The following is a 14,856-nucleotide window of genomic DNA, read 5'->3' on the forward strand; positions in this document are numbered from 1 at the left end:
CGACTTTACGTGCAAGGAAATCCGTTTCATGTCCTGGTTGCAGCGTTTGCGCATTGATAAATTTTTGCTGGTTCTGATTTTGGTGGTGATCGTCGCCTCGCTGTTCCCTTGCGAAGGCATCTGGAAAACCTTCTTTGAACACCTGACCACCGCCGCCATCGCGCTGCTGTTCTTTATGCACGGCGCCAAGCTGTCGCGCGAGGCGATCGTCGCCGGCATGAGCCACTGGAAGCTGCACCTGCTGGTGTTCCTCAGCACCTTTGCGCTGTTCCCGCTGCTTGGGCTGGCGATGAATCTGCTGGTGCCGGGCATCATGACGCCGACGGTCTATCTCGGCTTCCTCTATCTGTGCGCGCTGCCGGCCACGGTGCAATCGGCCATCGCCTTTACCTCGGCGGCGGGCGGCAACGTGGCGGCGGCGATCTGCAGCGCCTCGGCGTCGAGCATTCTCGGCGTGTTCCTGTCGCCGCTGCTGGTGGGCGCGTTGATGCATACCCAGGGCGGCAATACCGACGTGCTGCACGCCATCGGTTCAATCATTCTGCAATTGATGGTGCCATTTGTGGTTGGCCATCTGGCGCGGCCGCTGATCGGCAAGTGGGTCGATCGCCATCGTAAGCTGATCAACCTGACCGACCGCTCGTCGATCCTGCTGGTGGTGTATACTGCGTTCAGCGCGGCGGTGGTGGAAGGGATTTGGCATCGCATCGACGGCTGGTCGCTGCTGACCATCCTGGTGATGTCGTTGGTGCTGCTGACGGTGGTGTTGGTGATCAACACCTATGCGGCGCGTTGGCTGGGCTTCAACACCGCCGATGAAATCACCATCGTCTTCTGCGGCTCGAAAAAGAGCCTGGCGAACGGCATCCCGATGGCCAACGTGCTGTTCCCGGCCGCGGCGGTGGGCGCCATGGTGCTGCCGCTGATGATTTTCCACCAGGTGCAGCTGATGGTGTGCGCGGTGCTGGCGCAGCGCTATGCGCGTAAAACCGCCAAACAACGGGCCGAGGCGGAAACGCTGGCGGCCAAATAGACCGCAGGCCGCTAACGGCAGCCCAGCGTGTCGAGCAGAAAGTCGGCGCGCTCGTCGGGTGAGGCGCGCGGCAGTTCCTGCAGCCGATAGCCCGATCGACGGTAGACGGCCAGCATCGCTCGATAGGTCTGCTCGGCTTCGGCGAAAGATTGTTTTCTCTCGCTGTCCTGCGCGTAGATCGCTCGCCACGGTGGGGCGATGAACACCGTATCGGCATAGCGAAAAGCGCCGATCGCCGCCGTTAAGGGGGCGGGGATCGGCAACCCGCACAGCGTCAGGTAACCGGCGATATCCGGTAGGCCGCGATCGAAGAACCAGCATGTTGCGCCCGTCGCTTCCCGCCATGAGCGCAGTTCCCAATCCAGCATCCGCTCGGCGAAAGCCTGGCGATCGCCCCACGGCAGCGCATTGCTGCCAATACTCACCTGATCCTGAATAATCGCCCGGCCCGCCTCCTGCGAATGCGGGTAGCCACGGCGATGAAGAACCTCGATGAGCGTGCTTTTGCCCGAACCCGGGCCGCCGGTCAGCACGATGCGGCGTAGTTTTTCAGACATAAGAAATTCCTCTAGTGCGGCAGAGTTATGGGTGAAAACAGCGATAAAGACGAGCTGGCGGAAGAAAACGGGGGATGAGAAGAAGGCGCCGTGTGGCGCCTTGGGGGAATTTAACCTTGCACTTTGGCGCGCAGCGCCTGTTTTTCCTGCTCGCTGAGGAAGGCCAGCTTCAGACCGTTTTCCTGCGCGGTGCGGATTTCCTCCGGCGTCAGCCCGGCCTGCGGCGCGGCGACGCGGTATTCGTGCTCGATCTCGATGCCCTGAACCGCCGGATCGTCGGTGTTGATCGATGCCAGCACGCCGTGGCGCAGGAAGGTGGCCAGCGGATGCTGCGCCAGCGAAGGCACGGTGCTGGTCTGGATGTTGGAGGTCAGGCAGGACTCGATGCCGATGCCGTGTTCCGCCAGGAAATCCATCAGCGCCGGATCTTCAACCGCTTTCACCCCGTGGCCGATACGCTCGGCGCCCAGCTCGCGGATCGCCTGCCAGATACTTTCCGGGCCGGCGGCTTCGCCCGCATGCACGGTGATGCGCAGGCCGGCGTCGCGCGCGCGGTTGAAGTGGTTGAGGAACAGGCTGCCGGGGAAGCCCAGCTCATCGCCAGCCAAATCCAGCGCGGTAATGCCGTCGCGGTGCGCCAGCAACCCTTCCAATTCCTGCAGACAGGCGGCCTCGCCAAAGGTGCGGCTCATGATGCCGATCAGGCGAATGTCGATGTCGCGATCGCGGCAGCCCGAACGGATCCCGTCGATCACCGCTTCCACCACGCCGGCGACCGGCAGTTGGTGCTTCATCGCCATGTAGTAAGGGGAAAAACGCAGCTCGGCGTAGTGCAGGCCGGCGTTGGCGGCGTCTTCGACGTTTTCGTAGGCCACCCGGCGGCAGGCGTCCAGATCGCCCAGCACCGCCACGCCCCAGTCCAGTTTCTGCAGGAAGCTGACCAGATCCGGTTCGGCGTGGGTGATCTGCACGTGCGGGCGCAGGCTCTCCAAATCGTTGGCCGGCAGGGCGAGATTGAATTGGCGACCGAGGTCGAGAATGGTCTGCGCGCGGATGTTGCCGTCGAGATGGCGGTGAATGTCGGTAAGCGGTAGGCGGGGATCGATCATGCTGGGCACTCGCTAATTTATCGTAGGTAAAGTGCAGAACAGTATAAAAACAAATGAATGAAACTTGCCATCTCGTTGCATAAAAAAGTGACTTGAATCACAAATAATGCGAGATCTATCGCATTATCGTCGTGAATTAGGCTTTCAACACGCTGACGCCCGCCTGCTGCAACGGCGCGATCAATGCGTCGTCGGTGGCGCGTTCAACGATGATGGTATGCGCCAGCGTAATATCGCCGATCGCATACTGCGAGGCGGCGTTAAGCTTGGCGGCGGAGGCCAGCACCACGGTTTCCGCCGCGCGGGCCGCCAGCGCCCGCTTGATGTAGGCCTCTTCCAGATCGCCGGTGCTCAGCCCCGCGGTGGGGTGCACGCCGGTTACGCCCATAAAATAGATATCGGCGCGAATATGCGACATCGCTTCCACCGCGGCGGCGCCGACGCTGACGATCGAATGCTTGTACAGCCGGCCGCCGATCAGGATCACCTCCACCGTGGGGTGATCGACCAGGCCCACGGCAACGCTGGGGCTGTGGGTGACGATGGTGGCGTTCAGGTTGGGCGGCAGCTGCCTGACCAGCTCGGCGGAGGTGGTGCCGCCATCGATAATCACTACCTGGCCGGGGGCGATCATCGCCGCCGCCGCTTTGGCGATCGCGCGTTTGGCGCCGGATTCCAACTGATTGCGCTCGGCGAAGCTGGCAATGGCAGAGGAAACCGGCAGGGCGCCGCCATGTACCCGTTGCAGCAACCCCTCGGCGTCCAGTTCGCGCAGATCGCGCCGGACAGTGTCTTCCGACAACCCGAACATTTCGCTGAGCTGCTTGGCCAACACCTGGCCATCCTGGGCCAGTTTTTCCAGGATGATTTTCTTGCGCTGGCTGGTCAACATGGCCATTTTCCTCTCAAATTTGCTTTGCACGAAATATCTTGATCATACACGAAATTGCACGATAGTATCAATTTCCTTCCTCTGGCGGAGTAAACCGATGATAGCCACCAAAGACAGGGTTCGCATTGTCGAAACCCGGGTGTTGTCCGATGACTGGTACCTGCTGAAAAAAATCACCTTTGATTTTCTGCGGCGCGATGGCGTTTGGCAGCGGCAAAGTCGCGAGACCTACGATCGCGGCGACGGCGCGGTGATTTTGCTGTTCAACCGGCGGGCGCAAACGGTGATTCTGACGCGCCAGTTCCGCTTTCCGGTGTTCGTCAACGGCCATGACGGCATGTTGATTGAGGCCGCCGCCGGGCTGCTGGACAACGCGTCGCCGGAGGCGCGCATCCGCGCCGAAGCGGAAGAGGAAACCGGCTATTTCGTGCAGAACGTGGAGAAGGTGTTCGAAGCCTACATGAGCCCCGGCTCGGTCACCGAGAAGCTGCACTTTTTCGTCGGCGAATATCAGGCGGGCGACCGCGTCAACGAGGGCGGCGGGGTGGTGGCGGAGGGGGAAGATCTGGAGGTGCTCGAGCTGCCGCTGGCGCAAGCCCTGCAGGCGGTTCGCCAGGGCACGATCGTTGACGCCAAGACCATCATGCTGCTGCAGTTTGTCGCCTTGAACCGCACGTTGGAGGAAGAACGATGAAAGCGCAACAAATCCTGATCGCCGGCCCCTATCGCAGCGGCACCGATGGCGATCCGCAGCGTATCGCTGCCAATCTGGCGCGCCTGGAACAGGCGGCGCTGGCGGTTTACCAGCGGGGGCACGTGCCGGTGATCGGCGAGTGGTTGGCGCTGCCTTTGGCGGCCGCGGCGGGTTCCACGCAGGTTGGCGATGCGGTGAGCGAGGCGTTTCTCTACCCGGTGGCCCATCGGCTGATTGCGCAGTGTCAGGCGGTGTATCGCATCGAAGGGGCATCTGCGGGGGCCGATAACGACGTGCGGTTGGCCAACGAGTGGGGCCTGACGGTCTATCGCCGCCTGGAGGAGATCCTGCCTGTTCAGGGGTAACACAGGGGCGGGCAGAGGCTCGCCCCCTCGCGCTATTGCTCGTCCAGCACCAACCTCAATCCGGCGATCAGCTTGTCCATGCCGGCCTCCAGCTTGCTGCGCGGGCAGCCGACGTTGAGGCGCAGGAAACCGCGGCCTTCCTCGCCGTAGGTAAAGCCCGGCATGATCGCCACCTTTTCGCGCTCGATCAGCACCTGCTGCAGCGCCCGATCGTCTACGGCCAGCGGCCGCAGATCGATCCAGGCCAGGTAGGTGGCCTGCGGCGGACGCCAGCCCAGCGCGGGAAACGCCTGCTCCAGCCGCTCGGCGACGTAGGTCAGATTATCCTGCAGGTAGTCGCGCAGGGCGTCCAGCCAGGGTTCGCCGTGCCGATAGGCGGCCACGTGCGCGGCCACCGCCAGCACCGCCGGCGAAGAAAGGCCGTCGCGGGCTTTGAGCTGCTGGAAGTAGGCTTCGCGGCTGGCGGCGTCGCTGATGAAGCCATAAGCGCCGGTCAGCGCCGGAATGTTGAAACTCTTGGAACCGGAGGTCAGCAGGGCCCAGGCGCCGCTCGCCACCTGGCTCCACGGCGTATGGCGGTGTTCCCCCCACACCATGTCCATATGGATCTCGTCGCTGATGACGCGCACGTCGTGGCGCTCGCACAGTTCGGCCATCTGCTGCAGCTCGTCGCGGCGCCACACTTTGCCGGTGGGGTTATGCGGGCTGCATAGCAGCAGGATCTTGGTCTGCGGCCGCGCCAGCAACGCTTCGAGGTGCGCCATATCGCAGCGCCAGTCGTCGCCGGCTTTTTGCAGCGGGCAGGCCAACAGCTGGCGCTGGTTGGCGAGGATCACCTTGTAGAAAGCGTCGTAGGCCGGGGTATGGGTCACCACGTAATCGCCCGGCACCGACCACTGGCGGATCAGCTGCGCCGCCATGTAGATAACGGAAGGACCGTACACCGCCGTCGCGGTGTCGATGCCGACGTTGAAACGTTGCTGATACCAGTGGCGCAGCGCGCCGAGAAAATCCTCGTGCTGCCAGCGGCTGTAGCCCAGCACGCCGTGCTGCAGGCGCTGCTGCAATGCGTCGAGAATGCACGGCGCGGTGGCGAAATCCATATCGGAGATGGTGAACGGCAGCAGGTCGTCGCTGCCGAAACGATCGGCGATATAGTCCCATTGGGTGCACCAGGTGCCGTGGCGGTCGATCGGGGTGGAGAAATCAAACATGGGTGGCTCCCTGCAGCGCCGCGGCAGGTTGCGCCGTGGCTATCAGTGAGTCTAATTCATCCTTCACCGATTGCACCTGCGGGCCGATCACCACCTGCAGATTATGGTCGTTGAGATGCACCACGCCGATAGCGCGGTTGGCCTTCAGCGCCGCGTCGTCCACCCGGCTCATGTCGTTGACCGACAGGCGCAGGCGGGTGATGCAGTTGTCCAGCGTGATGATGTTATTCGGGCCGCCGAGCGCCGCCAAAATCGCCGGCACGTTGTAGCCGGATTTGCCCACCGCGCCGCTCGGCGCGCTTTGGCTGACGGCGCCGTCGCTCTCGCGGCCCGGCGTTTTGATGTTAAAGCGCTGGATGGCGAAGCGGAAAATGGCGTAATAGCCGACGAACCAGACGGCGGCCACCACCGGCACCAGATACCACTTGGTGGCGGTGCCGTGCAGAATGCCGAACACCACGAAGTCGATGATATTGCCGTCGGTATTGCCGATGGTCACGCCCAGCAGCGCCATCACGGTAAAGCCCAGCCCGGTGAGCAGCGCGTGGATCAGGTAGAGGAACGGCGCGACGAACAGGAACAGGAACTCGATCGGCTCGGTGGTGCCGCCGACCACGCAGGCCACCACGCCGGAAATCAACAGCCCTTTGATTTTATGACGGTTCTCCGGTTTGGCGCAGTGGTACATCGCCAGCGCCGCGCCCGGCAGGCCGCCGAGGAACGCCGGCATTTTACCCTGCGACAGGAAGCGGGTGGCGCTTTCGGCGAAGCCGGTGGTGGTTGGGCAGGAAAGCTGCGCCTGGAAGATGGTCAGGGCGCCGCTGACGCTGTGGCCGCACACTTCCATGGTGCCGCCCGCCTCGGTAAAGCGGATCAGCGCCACCAGAATGTGCTGCAGGCCGAACGGCAGCAGCAGGCGTTCGCCGGTGCCGAACAGCATCGGGCCAAAGGCGCCGGCGCTGTTGATCACCCAACCCAGCCCGGTGATGCCGGCGGCGAACCACGGCCAGATCAGCGGGATCACCAGGCCGCACAGGCCCAGCACCACGGTGGTGACGATCGGCACGAAGCGCGTGCCGCCGAAGAACGCCAGCGCGTCCGGCAGGCGGATGGTGTGGAAGCGTTCATGCAGGCGATAGACGATGATGCCGACGATCACCGCGCCGAGGATGCCGGTATCGATCGACTGAATGCCGAGGATGTTCTGGATATTGTTGGCTTTCAGCACCAGCGGATCGCCGGTGGGCAGCACGCCGGCGGCGGTCAGGTAGAAATTGGTGCCCAGATTCAGCACGGCGAAGCCGACGAAGCCGGAGAAGGCGGCGACGCCCTTGTTCTCGCGCGCCATGCCCAGCGGAATGGCAATGGCGAACATCACCGGCAGGAAGCTGAAGGCGAAGGAGCCTACCTTGCTCATCCAGGTAAAGATCAGCTGAAAGATCGGGTGGCCGATAAACGGCATCAGGGTGATCACGTCGCGGCTGCTCAGCGAGCTGCCGATCCCCAGCATGATGCCGCAGAAAGAGAGCAAGGCGACGGGCAACATGAAGGTTTTGCCCAGGCTCTGGAAGAACTCCCAGAGCGTGATTTTTGGTTTGTTGGCTGCTGACATAACCGACTTCTCCTGGCGAAAAGACGAGCAAAAAGAGGACTGCAGATTAGGTAAAAAGAAGATAAAACGTTTTACCTAGCAAAAATGCGCCGCCAATCACAAATCTGCCGCCCGGTTTTTAGCGACAATGCGGCTGGCAGTAAAACGTTTTACTGAGCTAACGGATTCGGTATACCCTTGATCATTACGGCGCGGGTTGCCCAGGAACGGGTTCGCAGAGACTATGAGCATCAAAAAGATCACCATCACCGATGTGGCGCAACAGGCGGGCGTGTCGGTCACCACGGTTTCCCTGGTGTTGAGCGGCAAGGGGCGCATTTCGCCGACCACCGTCGAGAAGGTCAATCAGGCGATAGAGCAGCTGGGCTATGTGCGCAATCGCCAGGCGGCGACGCTGCGCGGCGGAGAATCCGGGGTGATCGGCCTTATTCTGCGCGACATCTGCGAACCCTTCTATGCCGAAATGACCGCCGGGCTGAGCGAAGCGCTGGAGGCGCACGACAAGCTGCTGTTTTTGACGCAGAGCGGGCGCGACGGCCAGGGCTTGCAGCGGGCGTTTGACGCGCTGCTGGCGCAGGGCGTCGACGGCATCGTGCTGGCGGGCGGCATTCGCGCGGCGGCGGGCCTGAAGGAGAAGGCGGCCGAGCAGGGCGTACCGCTGGTCTGCGTGGCGCGCTCCAGCGGCCTCGATGGCGTGGACGTGGTGCGGCCGGACAACATGCAGGCCGCCAAGCTGGCCACCGAATTTTTGATCAAGCGCGGCCACAGCCAAATCGCCTACCTCGGCGGCCAGAGCGATTCATTGACGCGCGCCGAGCGGCTGGGCGGCTTTTGCGCCACGCTGGTGCAGTACGGCCTGCCGTTTCGCAGTGAATGGATCGTCGAGTGCGATTGCCGGCAGCGCCAGGCGGCGGAAGCGGCGGAGCAACTGCTGCGCCATTACCCGAATATTACCGCCATCGTCTGCCACAAGGCGTCGGTGGCGCTCGGCGCCTATTTTGGCCTGGCGCGCAGCGGCCGCAGCATCGGTTCGGACGGGGTCGACGCCTACTACGGGCGGCAGGTGGCGCTGATCGGCTTCGGCGACGTGCCGGAGGCCGAACTGACCGAGCCGCCGCTGACCTTCGTCTCCAGTTCGGCGCGGGAAGTGGGGCGCAGCGCCGCCGCGCGCCTGCTGCAGCGCATCGGTGACGCCGACCTGCCGGCGCAGAACGTCATTCTGCCGCCGACGCTGATCCGGCGCGGCTCCGCCTAGCCCTGCTGCTGTTCCTCCTCCGCCTCCCGGCGGATCCAGCCGATAAAGGTTTTCATCGCCGGCGTCAGATCTCGCGATTTCAAATGGGTCAGCCAATAGGCGCCGAGCGCGGCCTCGGCGGCGAACGGCCGCTGCAGCGCGCCGGCGGCCAGTTCGCGGCGGAACATGCTGACCGGCGCCAGCGCCACGCCGTCGCACTGGATCGCGCCTTCCACCATCAACCTTGACGAGTCGAACACCGGGCCGTTGATCCGCCACGGCGTCACCTGTGCCGCCGCGAACCAGCGCTCCCATTCATCCTTGCGGTAGGTGCGCATCAGCTGCTCGTGCTGCAGATCCTGCGGCGTGCGCAGGCGCGCGGCGACCGCCGGCGGGCAGAGCACCGTCAGCGGCGCGTCGAACAGCTTGATATTGCAGGTGGCGGGCCAGAGCCCTTCGCCGAAGCGGATGGCGAAATCCATGCCGTCGGCCGACAGATTGACCAGGTTGTTGTGGGTGAGCACCCGCAGATCGATAAACGGGTGCGCCGTGCGGAACGCCGCCAGCCGCGGCATCAGCCAGCCGACGGCGAAGGTGCCGACCACCGCCACCGTCAGCACCTCGTGGAAATGCCCGCCTTCGAACTGCTGCAGCACCGCCTCGATGCGGTCGAAGGCGTCGCTCAATACCGGCAGCAGCGCCTGGCCCTCTTCGGTCAGATCCAGCCCGCGCGGCAGGCGGCGGAACAGCTGAATGCCCAGCTGTTCTTCCAGCATGCGCACCTGCTGGCTGACGGCGGCCTGGGTGACGCGCAGCTCCAGACCGGCGCGGGTGAAGTTCAGGTGACGAGCGGAGGATTCGAACGCCCGCAGGGCGTTGAGGGGAAGTCGATTGCGCATTGTCGATAGCCATAAGTTTTTCTTTATGCTGGCTGAAATTATTATCGCTTGTCAACCCGGCGGCAAAATCCGATATTTGGCGCGGCTGCTGTGAGCGTCGCCGCAGCCGTAAAGGAATGACATCATCAATCAGGGAAAGCGCCGTGCATAACGCCAATAAAAACTTTTGGCCGCGGCTGATACCCTGCAACCTAAGAGCTTCTATCATGACGAAAATGAACCGCCTGGCGGCCGCGCTGATCGCCGCACTGATCTTGCCGACCGCGCAGGCCGCGCAGCAGCAGGATATCGACGCCGTTATTCAGCCGCTGATGAAAAAATATGGCGTACCGGGCATGGCGATCGCCGTGTCGGTCGACGGCAAACAGCAGATTTACCCGTATGGCATCGCCTCGAAGCAGACCGGCAAACCGATCACCGAGGAGACGCTGTTCGAAGTGGGCTCGCTGAGCAAAACCTTTACCGCGACGCTGGCGGTCTATGCGCAGCAGCAGGGCAAGCTGTCGTTCAACGATCCGGCCAGCCGCTATCTGCCCGAGCTGCGCGGCAGCGCCTTCGACGGCGTCAGCCTGCTGAATCTGGCGACGCATACCTCCGGCCTGCCGCTGTTCGTGCCGGACGACGTCACTAACGACGCCCAGCTGATGGCCTACTACCGGGCCTGGCAGCCGAAACACCCGGCGGGCAGCTACCGCGTCTATTCCAACCTCGGCATCGGCATGCTGGGCATGATCGCCGCCAAGAGCCTCGACCAGCCGTTTATCCAGGCGATGGAACAGGGGATGCTGCCGGCGCTGGGCATGAGCCACACCTACGTTCAGGTGCCGGCGGCGCAGATGGCTAACTATGCGCAGGGTTACAGCAAGGACGATAAGCCGGTGCGGGTCAACCCCGGCCCGCTGGACGCCGAGTCTTACGGCATCAAATCCAACGCTCGCGATCTGATTCGCTATCTGGACGCCAACCTGCAGCAGGTGAAGGTGGCGCAGCCGTGGCGCGACGCGCTGGCCGCGACGCACGTCGGTTATTACAAGGCGGGCGCGTTCACGCAGGATCTGATGTGGGAGAACTACCCGTATCCGGTGAAACTGTCGCGTTTGATTGAAGGCAACAACGCCGGGATGATCATGAACGGCACGCCGGCCACCGCCATCACGCCGCCGCAGCCGGAATTGCGCGCCGGCTGGTATAACAAAACCGGCTCCACCGGCGGTTTCTCCACCTACGCGGTATTTATCCCGGCGAAGAATATCGCCGTGGTGATGCTGGCCAACAAGTGGTTCCCGAACGACGATCGCGTCGAAGCGGCTTACCACATCATCCAGGCGCTGGAGAAGCGCTGACGGTCAGGGGCGCCGGCGAGGCGCCCCTACCACCGGTGCTGCCGTTCACGCCGCTCGCGTATGAAATCGATAAAGGCGCGCAGCTTGAGCGGCAGATGCTTGCCGGCGGGAAAGTAGATGAAAAAGCCCGACGCTTCGCTGGCGTAACCCGGCAGCACTTCCACCAGTTGCCCCTGCGCCAGCTCCTGCAACACCGTGCCCTGAAAACGCTGTGCGATACCCAGGCCCGCCAACGCCGCATCCTTGAGCAGCCGATCTTCGTTAAAAATCAAACTGCCGCTGACGTCCAGCGCGCGTTCATCGTCGCCCAGGCTGAAATACCAGGGTTCCAGTTTGCCGCTGCCGGGAAAACGGTAGCGCAGGCAGTGGTGAGCGGGCAGATCGTCCGGCGTGGCCGGTACGCCGCAGCGCGCCAGATAGTCGGGCGAGGCGACCAGCACCCGACGCTGGCCGTTGTCGATCGGCACGGCGATCATGTCCTTTTGCAGCATGGCATGCATGCGAATGCCGGCATCGAAACTGCCCAGCACCAGATCGGAAAAGCGGTCTTCGGTAAAAAGTTCCAGCTGCACGTCGGGATAGCGCCGTTGAAATTCCGCCAGATGCGGCATTACCAGCAGAGAAGCGGCCAGCTGCGGCAGCGTAATGCGCAGCAGGCCCGCCGGCTGCGCGCCCAGAGCGCGCACGTCGTCCGCCGCCACGTCGATCTGGCTCATCGCCGGCGATACCTTCTGATAGAACAACCGGCCCTCGTCACTGAGGCGCACCGAGCGGCTGGTGCGGTGAAATAACCGCACTCCCAGCTGATTCTCCAGCGCCTGAATGTTTTGCGACACCGCCGGCGGCGTGACGCCCAGTTGGCTGGCCGCGCGGGTAAAGTTGCCCAGGCGCGCGACGGCTTCGAAATAGGGCAACAGCTGCAGGAGTGAACTCATCTATCAATAACCTGTGCTTAATGATTCATTAAATTATGCCTTATTTTAATTTATGACGAAGGTTTTAGACTGATTTAACTTTCCATCAGAGAGATGAAAATCATGTCGGCAGAACAACGGGCGTTAACAGAACGGATCGCGGCGATCGATCAACAGGCGATGGCCGAAGGGCGCATCGTGGGTAGCGTAGTGCTGGTGGCGCGGCGGGGCGAGATTTGCTACGCCGGGGCGGCCGGCTATGCCGATCGCGAAGCGCGGCGGCCGATGCGGCGAGAAACGCAGTTTCGACTGTCGTCGGTCTCCAAACCCTATACCACGCTGGCGGCGCTGCGCCTGATTGAGCGGGGCAAGCTGAGCCTGGACGACACGCTCAGCGACTGGCTGCCGTGGTTCACTCCGGCGTTGGCGGACGGCCGGCGCCCGGCGATCAAGATTCGTCATTTGCTGAGCCACACTGCCGGGCTGGACTATCGGTTGAACCAGCCGCCGGCGGGCGTTTATCATCAGCTGGGGATCCAGGACGGCGTGGAGCTGTCGACGCTGACGCTGGAGCAAAACCTGCGGCTGTTGGCACAGGCGCCGTTGCTGTCGGCGCCGGGGGAGCGCTTCAATTATTCGCTGGCGATCGACGTGCTTGGCGCGGTGCTGGAACGGGTGACGGGCATGCCGCTGCCGCAGCTGTTTGTCGAATGGGTGGCGCGGCCGCTGGGGCTCGGCAATACCGCGTTTTATGCGACGGACGCCGCGAATCTGGCGACACCGTATTACAACACGCCGCAAGGGCCGCAGCGCATGCATGAAGGCCTGCGGCTGGCGCTGCCGGAGGAGATGGCGGGGGGCGAGGTACTGTTTTCACCCGCGCGGGCGCTTAACGCCGGGGCCTATCCTTCCGGCGGCGCGGGCATGGTCGGCGATGCCGACGATGTGCTGCGGCTGGTGGAGGCGCTGCGCAGCGGCGGGCAGGGCATGTTGCGGCCGGACACGGTGGCGTTGCTGCGCAGCCCGCACGTGGGGGCGCAGGCGCAAACGCAAGGGCCGGGCTGGGGATTCGGTTTCGGCGGGGCGCTGCTGGTGGATGCAGAAGCGGCGCAGACGCCGCAGCATGCCGGCACGCTGACCTGGGGCGGCGTTTACGGCCACAGCTGGTTCTTTGATCCACAGGCGCAGCTGAGCGTGGTGATACTGACCAACACCGCGTTTGAAGGCATGTGCGGCCGCTATCCGCAGCAGATCCGCGATGCGGTTTACGCCGCGTAAATGGGGTAAATAAAAAGGGCCCCGCAGGGGGCCCTTGATCAGGCTGTCAGGCGATTACTGCGCCGGTGCCGGAGCGGGTTCCGCTTCCTGCGCCGGTTCAGCGTCTTCCGCCGGGGCGCCCAGCATGGCGAACTGGCCGATGAACTCTTGCAGCGACATCTTGTTGCCGTTGAGGTCAACCTGGTTGTCGGCATAGTGGAACTTGCTCGCGATCACGCCGTCTTTCTGGGTGGTCAGCTTGAACATCTGGCCCATGGCCGCCAGGCCCTGCACTTGCTGCTGCGCCAGTTTCTGCGCGTCTTCCGCATTGTAACCCTGCAACAGCGCGGTTTTCGCGGTCACTTCGGTGGCCATCGCTTCCGGAATGGTCAGGTTGATATCCAGCTTTTTAACCGCCTGCGCGATCAGCTGATCCGGCGATTGCGCCGGGGAGGCGGCCTTGCTCGGATCGGTCAGCGCCAGATCCAGCGTGAAGGTGCTCTCGCCCTTGCTGTTTTTCCAGCTCAGCGGCGCGATGCTGAGGCTCGGGTTGCCTTTCAGCAGCAGCGGCAGGTTCTTTTGCAACAGCTCGGCGTTTTGCTGCTCATACACGGCCGGATCCAGGTTCTCGCCCTGTTGCAGCAGCGCCATGGTCTGGCGGTTGTAGCTGTCGGCGAAGTCTTTCAGCGCCTTGCCGTCGACGTTGTCGATTTTCAGCGCCAGCTTGCCGGCGCCGAAATCGTTGCCCTGCACCTTGAGCGCGTCCATGGTGTAGTCGATCTGGCCGCCGATGTTGCTGCTGCCTTGCTCGCCGAACTTGCTCACCAGGTTGAAACCGTCCAACGCCACGGTATCTTTACCGTCGATCGTCAGTTTGAACTGCTTCAGCGTCATCGTCTGATCGCCGAGCTTCACGCCGAACTTGCTCTCGTTGCTGTTGCCTTTCAGGTTGAAGCCCTGGAAGGTGATCTGCTCGTTTTGACCGAATTCGTTCGGGCTGGCGAACACGATATTGTCGCTATTGGCGTCCAGCACGAATTTTTTCAGATCGCTGGACACATCGGCGTTAATGGTGGCGCCGCTGAATTTCAGCGAAGACTTATCCTTCTGGTAGTCCAGCGGGATGATGTCGATGGCGGACGAGGTGTCCCCGCTGTAAGAGATGCGCGAATCGGCGGTAAACAGCGATTTGCCTTTGGTGGTGTCAAACAGACCTTTCACCGCCGGGGTATTTTCCAGCTCGGTATGCACCGACGCCATGCTCGGCAGCAGATTGAATTTTTTCAGCTGGGCGAAGGGGAACGGGCCGTGATCGATGGTTTCCAGGAACGCCACTTCTTCGCCGGCTTTCAGCGCCGCGTCTTCACTGGTATCCGTGCCGTCGGAGCGCAGCACATAACGCACTTTACTGCTGAACAGGCCGCGCTGGTAATTTTCATAGCTCAGCTTAACCCCGGCTTTCGGCAGGTAAGCTTTCAGCTGGCCATTGGCGTTGTCGACGACTTCGCCCATGTGCTGCTCGATCAGTTTCCCGGTGTACCAGGATGCCCCGGTCCATGCTGCGCCAAGAACCACAATGACGCTGACAGCGACTAACGATTTTTTCATAGCTCTGTTTCATCCTTTTTTCTTATCACCCTCCGTTGCGCGGGAGGGGCAAATAGGGGCCGAAAATAAACGCCCGCAGGCGTTTAATTGTGGGGGTAGCTCTCGCTTTCAGCAAGCAATTTGCT

14 protein-coding genes are annotated in these 14,856 nt (G+C 62.7%); 6 read left to right on the forward strand and 8 right to left on the reverse strand.

Annotated elements, in window-relative coordinates; genetic code table 11:
* The first annotated feature begins 28 nt into the window (after positions 1–28).
* Positions 29–1,033: a bile acid:sodium symporter family protein gene (locus SSARUM2_RS11430; protein ID WP_060429981.1), complete on the forward strand. Its 1,005-nt coding sequence runs from the start codon at positions 29–31 to the stop codon at positions 1,031–1,033.
* A gap of 11 nt (positions 1,034–1,044) precedes the next feature.
* On the opposite strand, the gene SSARUM2_RS11435 is transcribed toward SSARUM2_RS11430, so the two are convergent.
* The 3 genes from SSARUM2_RS11435 to SSARUM2_RS11445 form a co-directional block, all read right to left on the reverse strand.
* The gene (locus tag SSARUM2_RS11435) at positions 1,045–1,590 is read right to left on the reverse strand and encodes an AAA family ATPase (protein WP_060452950.1); all 546 of its coding nucleotides are present in this window, start codon (positions 1,588–1,590) and stop codon (positions 1,045–1,047) included.
* A gap of 110 nt (positions 1,591–1,700) precedes the next feature.
* Positions 1,701–2,699 (reverse strand): adenosine deaminase, encoded by a 999-nt coding sequence (gene add / locus SSARUM2_RS11440; protein ID WP_019455941.1) that lies wholly within the window; start codon positions 2,697–2,699, stop codon positions 1,701–1,703.
* A 136-nt stretch (positions 2,700–2,835) separates the two neighbouring features.
* A complete protein-coding gene (locus SSARUM2_RS11445) occupies positions 2,836–3,591 on the reverse strand; it encodes a DeoR/GlpR family DNA-binding transcription regulator (protein WP_033654756.1) in 756 nt (251 codons plus the stop codon).
* A 97-nt stretch (positions 3,592–3,688) separates the two neighbouring features.
* On the opposite strand from SSARUM2_RS11445, the gene SSARUM2_RS11450 reads away from it, so the two are divergent.
* Positions 3,689–4,285: an NUDIX domain-containing protein gene (locus SSARUM2_RS11450; protein WP_060452951.1), complete on the forward strand. Its 597-nt coding sequence runs from the start codon at positions 3,689–3,691 to the stop codon at positions 4,283–4,285.
* Entirely contained in the window at positions 4,282–4,650 is a 369-nt protein-coding gene (locus SSARUM2_RS11455; RefSeq protein WP_060452952.1) for a hypothetical protein, read from the forward strand. The genes SSARUM2_RS11450 and SSARUM2_RS11455 overlap by 4 nt, the downstream gene beginning before the upstream one ends.
* 32 nt (positions 4,651–4,682) lie before the next feature.
* On the opposite strand, the gene SSARUM2_RS11460 is transcribed toward SSARUM2_RS11455, so the two are convergent.
* On the reverse strand, positions 4,683–5,864 hold the full coding sequence (locus SSARUM2_RS11460; RefSeq protein ID WP_047567666.1) for a MalY/PatB family protein: 1,182 nt from the start codon (positions 5,862–5,864) through the stop codon (positions 4,683–4,685).
* Positions 5,857–7,476 carry a maltose/glucose-specific PTS transporter subunit IIBC gene (gene malX / locus SSARUM2_RS11465; RefSeq protein WP_049196842.1) on the reverse strand — a complete coding sequence of 540 codons (1,620 nt, stop codon included), beginning with the start codon at positions 7,474–7,476 and terminating at the stop codon, positions 5,857–5,859. The genes SSARUM2_RS11460 and malX overlap by 8 nt, the downstream gene beginning before the upstream one ends.
* A gap of 223 nt (positions 7,477–7,699) precedes the next feature.
* On the opposite strand from malX, the gene SSARUM2_RS11470 reads away from it, so the two are divergent.
* Positions 7,700–8,731, forward strand: coding sequence for a Mal regulon transcriptional regulator MalI (locus tag SSARUM2_RS11470; protein ID WP_033648213.1), 1,032 nt, complete (start codon positions 7,700–7,702; stop codon positions 8,729–8,731).
* Here SSARUM2_RS11470 and SSARUM2_RS11475 read toward each other — a convergent pair.
* Complete coding sequence (locus SSARUM2_RS11475) at positions 8,728–9,609, reverse strand: LysR family transcriptional regulator (protein ID WP_039566322.1); 882 nt, start codon at positions 9,607–9,609, stop codon at positions 8,728–8,730. The two genes, SSARUM2_RS11470 and SSARUM2_RS11475, sit on opposite strands and share 4 nt — an antisense overlap.
* Positions 9,610–9,815: 206 nt before the next feature.
* Between SSARUM2_RS11475 and blaSRT the strand changes: the two genes are divergently transcribed.
* Entirely contained in the window at positions 9,816–10,952 is a 1,137-nt protein-coding gene (gene blaSRT / locus SSARUM2_RS11480) for an SRT/SST family class C beta-lactamase (protein ID WP_060452953.1), read from the forward strand.
* Between the two features lie 26 nt (positions 10,953–10,978).
* Here the strand turns inward: blaSRT and SSARUM2_RS11485 are convergent, their stop codons facing one another.
* Positions 10,979–11,887, reverse strand: coding sequence for a LysR family transcriptional regulator (locus tag SSARUM2_RS11485; RefSeq protein WP_060452954.1), 909 nt, complete (start codon positions 11,885–11,887; stop codon positions 10,979–10,981).
* A gap of 102 nt (positions 11,888–11,989) precedes the next feature.
* Between SSARUM2_RS11485 and SSARUM2_RS11490 the strand changes: the two genes are divergently transcribed.
* Positions 11,990–13,144, forward strand: coding sequence for a serine hydrolase domain-containing protein (locus tag SSARUM2_RS11490; protein ID WP_060452982.1), 1,155 nt, complete (start codon positions 11,990–11,992; stop codon positions 13,142–13,144).
* Positions 13,145–13,198: 54 nt separating this feature from the next.
* On the opposite strand, the gene SSARUM2_RS11495 is transcribed toward SSARUM2_RS11490, so the two are convergent.
* Positions 13,199–14,731 (reverse strand): YdgA family protein, encoded by a 1,533-nt coding sequence (locus tag SSARUM2_RS11495; protein WP_033638429.1) that lies wholly within the window; start codon positions 14,729–14,731, stop codon positions 13,199–13,201.
* Positions 14,732–14,856 lie beyond the last annotated feature (125 nt).

The organism is Serratia sp. K-E0102 (assembly GCF_029962625.1).
GTDB classification, from domain to species: domain Bacteria; phylum Pseudomonadota; class Gammaproteobacteria; order Enterobacterales; family Enterobacteriaceae; genus Serratia; species Serratia sarumanii.

Excerpts from the sequence above, each read along its gene's own strand:
- SSARUM2_RS11430 (WP_060429981.1), top strand. The coding sequence starts at position 29 with ATGTCCTGGTTGCAGCGTTTGCGCATTGATAAATTTTTGCTGGTTCTG.
- malX (WP_049196842.1), bottom strand. The coding sequence starts at position 7,476 with ATGTCAGCAGCCAACAAACCAAAAATCACGCTCTGGGAGTTCTTCCAG.
- SSARUM2_RS11485 (WP_060452954.1), bottom strand. The coding sequence starts at position 11,887 with ATGAGTTCACTCCTGCAGCTGTTGCCCTATTTCGAAGCCGTCGCGCGC.
- SSARUM2_RS11450 (WP_060452951.1), top strand. The coding sequence starts at position 3,689 with ATGATAGCCACCAAAGACAGGGTTCGCATTGTCGAAACCCGGGTGTTG.
- SSARUM2_RS11495 (WP_033638429.1), bottom strand. The coding sequence starts at position 14,731 with ATGAAAAAATCGTTAGTCGCTGTCAGCGTCATTGTGGTTCTTGGCGCA.
- SSARUM2_RS11435 (WP_060452950.1), bottom strand. The coding sequence starts at position 1,590 with ATGTCTGAAAAACTACGCCGCATCGTGCTGACCGGCGGCCCGGGTTCG.
- SSARUM2_RS11455 (WP_060452952.1), top strand. The coding sequence starts at position 4,282 with ATGAAAGCGCAACAAATCCTGATCGCCGGCCCCTATCGCAGCGGCACC.
- SSARUM2_RS11460 (WP_047567666.1), bottom strand. The coding sequence starts at position 5,864 with ATGTTTGATTTCTCCACCCCGATCGACCGCCACGGCACCTGGTGCACC.
- SSARUM2_RS11470 (WP_033648213.1), top strand. The coding sequence starts at position 7,700 with ATGAGCATCAAAAAGATCACCATCACCGATGTGGCGCAACAGGCGGGC.
- SSARUM2_RS11445 (WP_033654756.1), bottom strand. The coding sequence starts at position 3,591 with ATGTTGACCAGCCAGCGCAAGAAAATCATCCTGGAAAAACTGGCCCAG.
- add (WP_019455941.1), bottom strand. The coding sequence starts at position 2,699 with ATGATCGATCCCCGCCTACCGCTTACCGACATTCACCGCCATCTCGAC.
- SSARUM2_RS11490 (WP_060452982.1), top strand. The coding sequence starts at position 11,990 with ATGTCGGCAGAACAACGGGCGTTAACAGAACGGATCGCGGCGATCGAT.
- SSARUM2_RS11475 (WP_039566322.1), bottom strand. The coding sequence starts at position 9,609 with ATGCGCAATCGACTTCCCCTCAACGCCCTGCGGGCGTTCGAATCCTCC.
- blaSRT (WP_060452953.1), top strand. The coding sequence starts at position 9,816 with ATGACGAAAATGAACCGCCTGGCGGCCGCGCTGATCGCCGCACTGATC.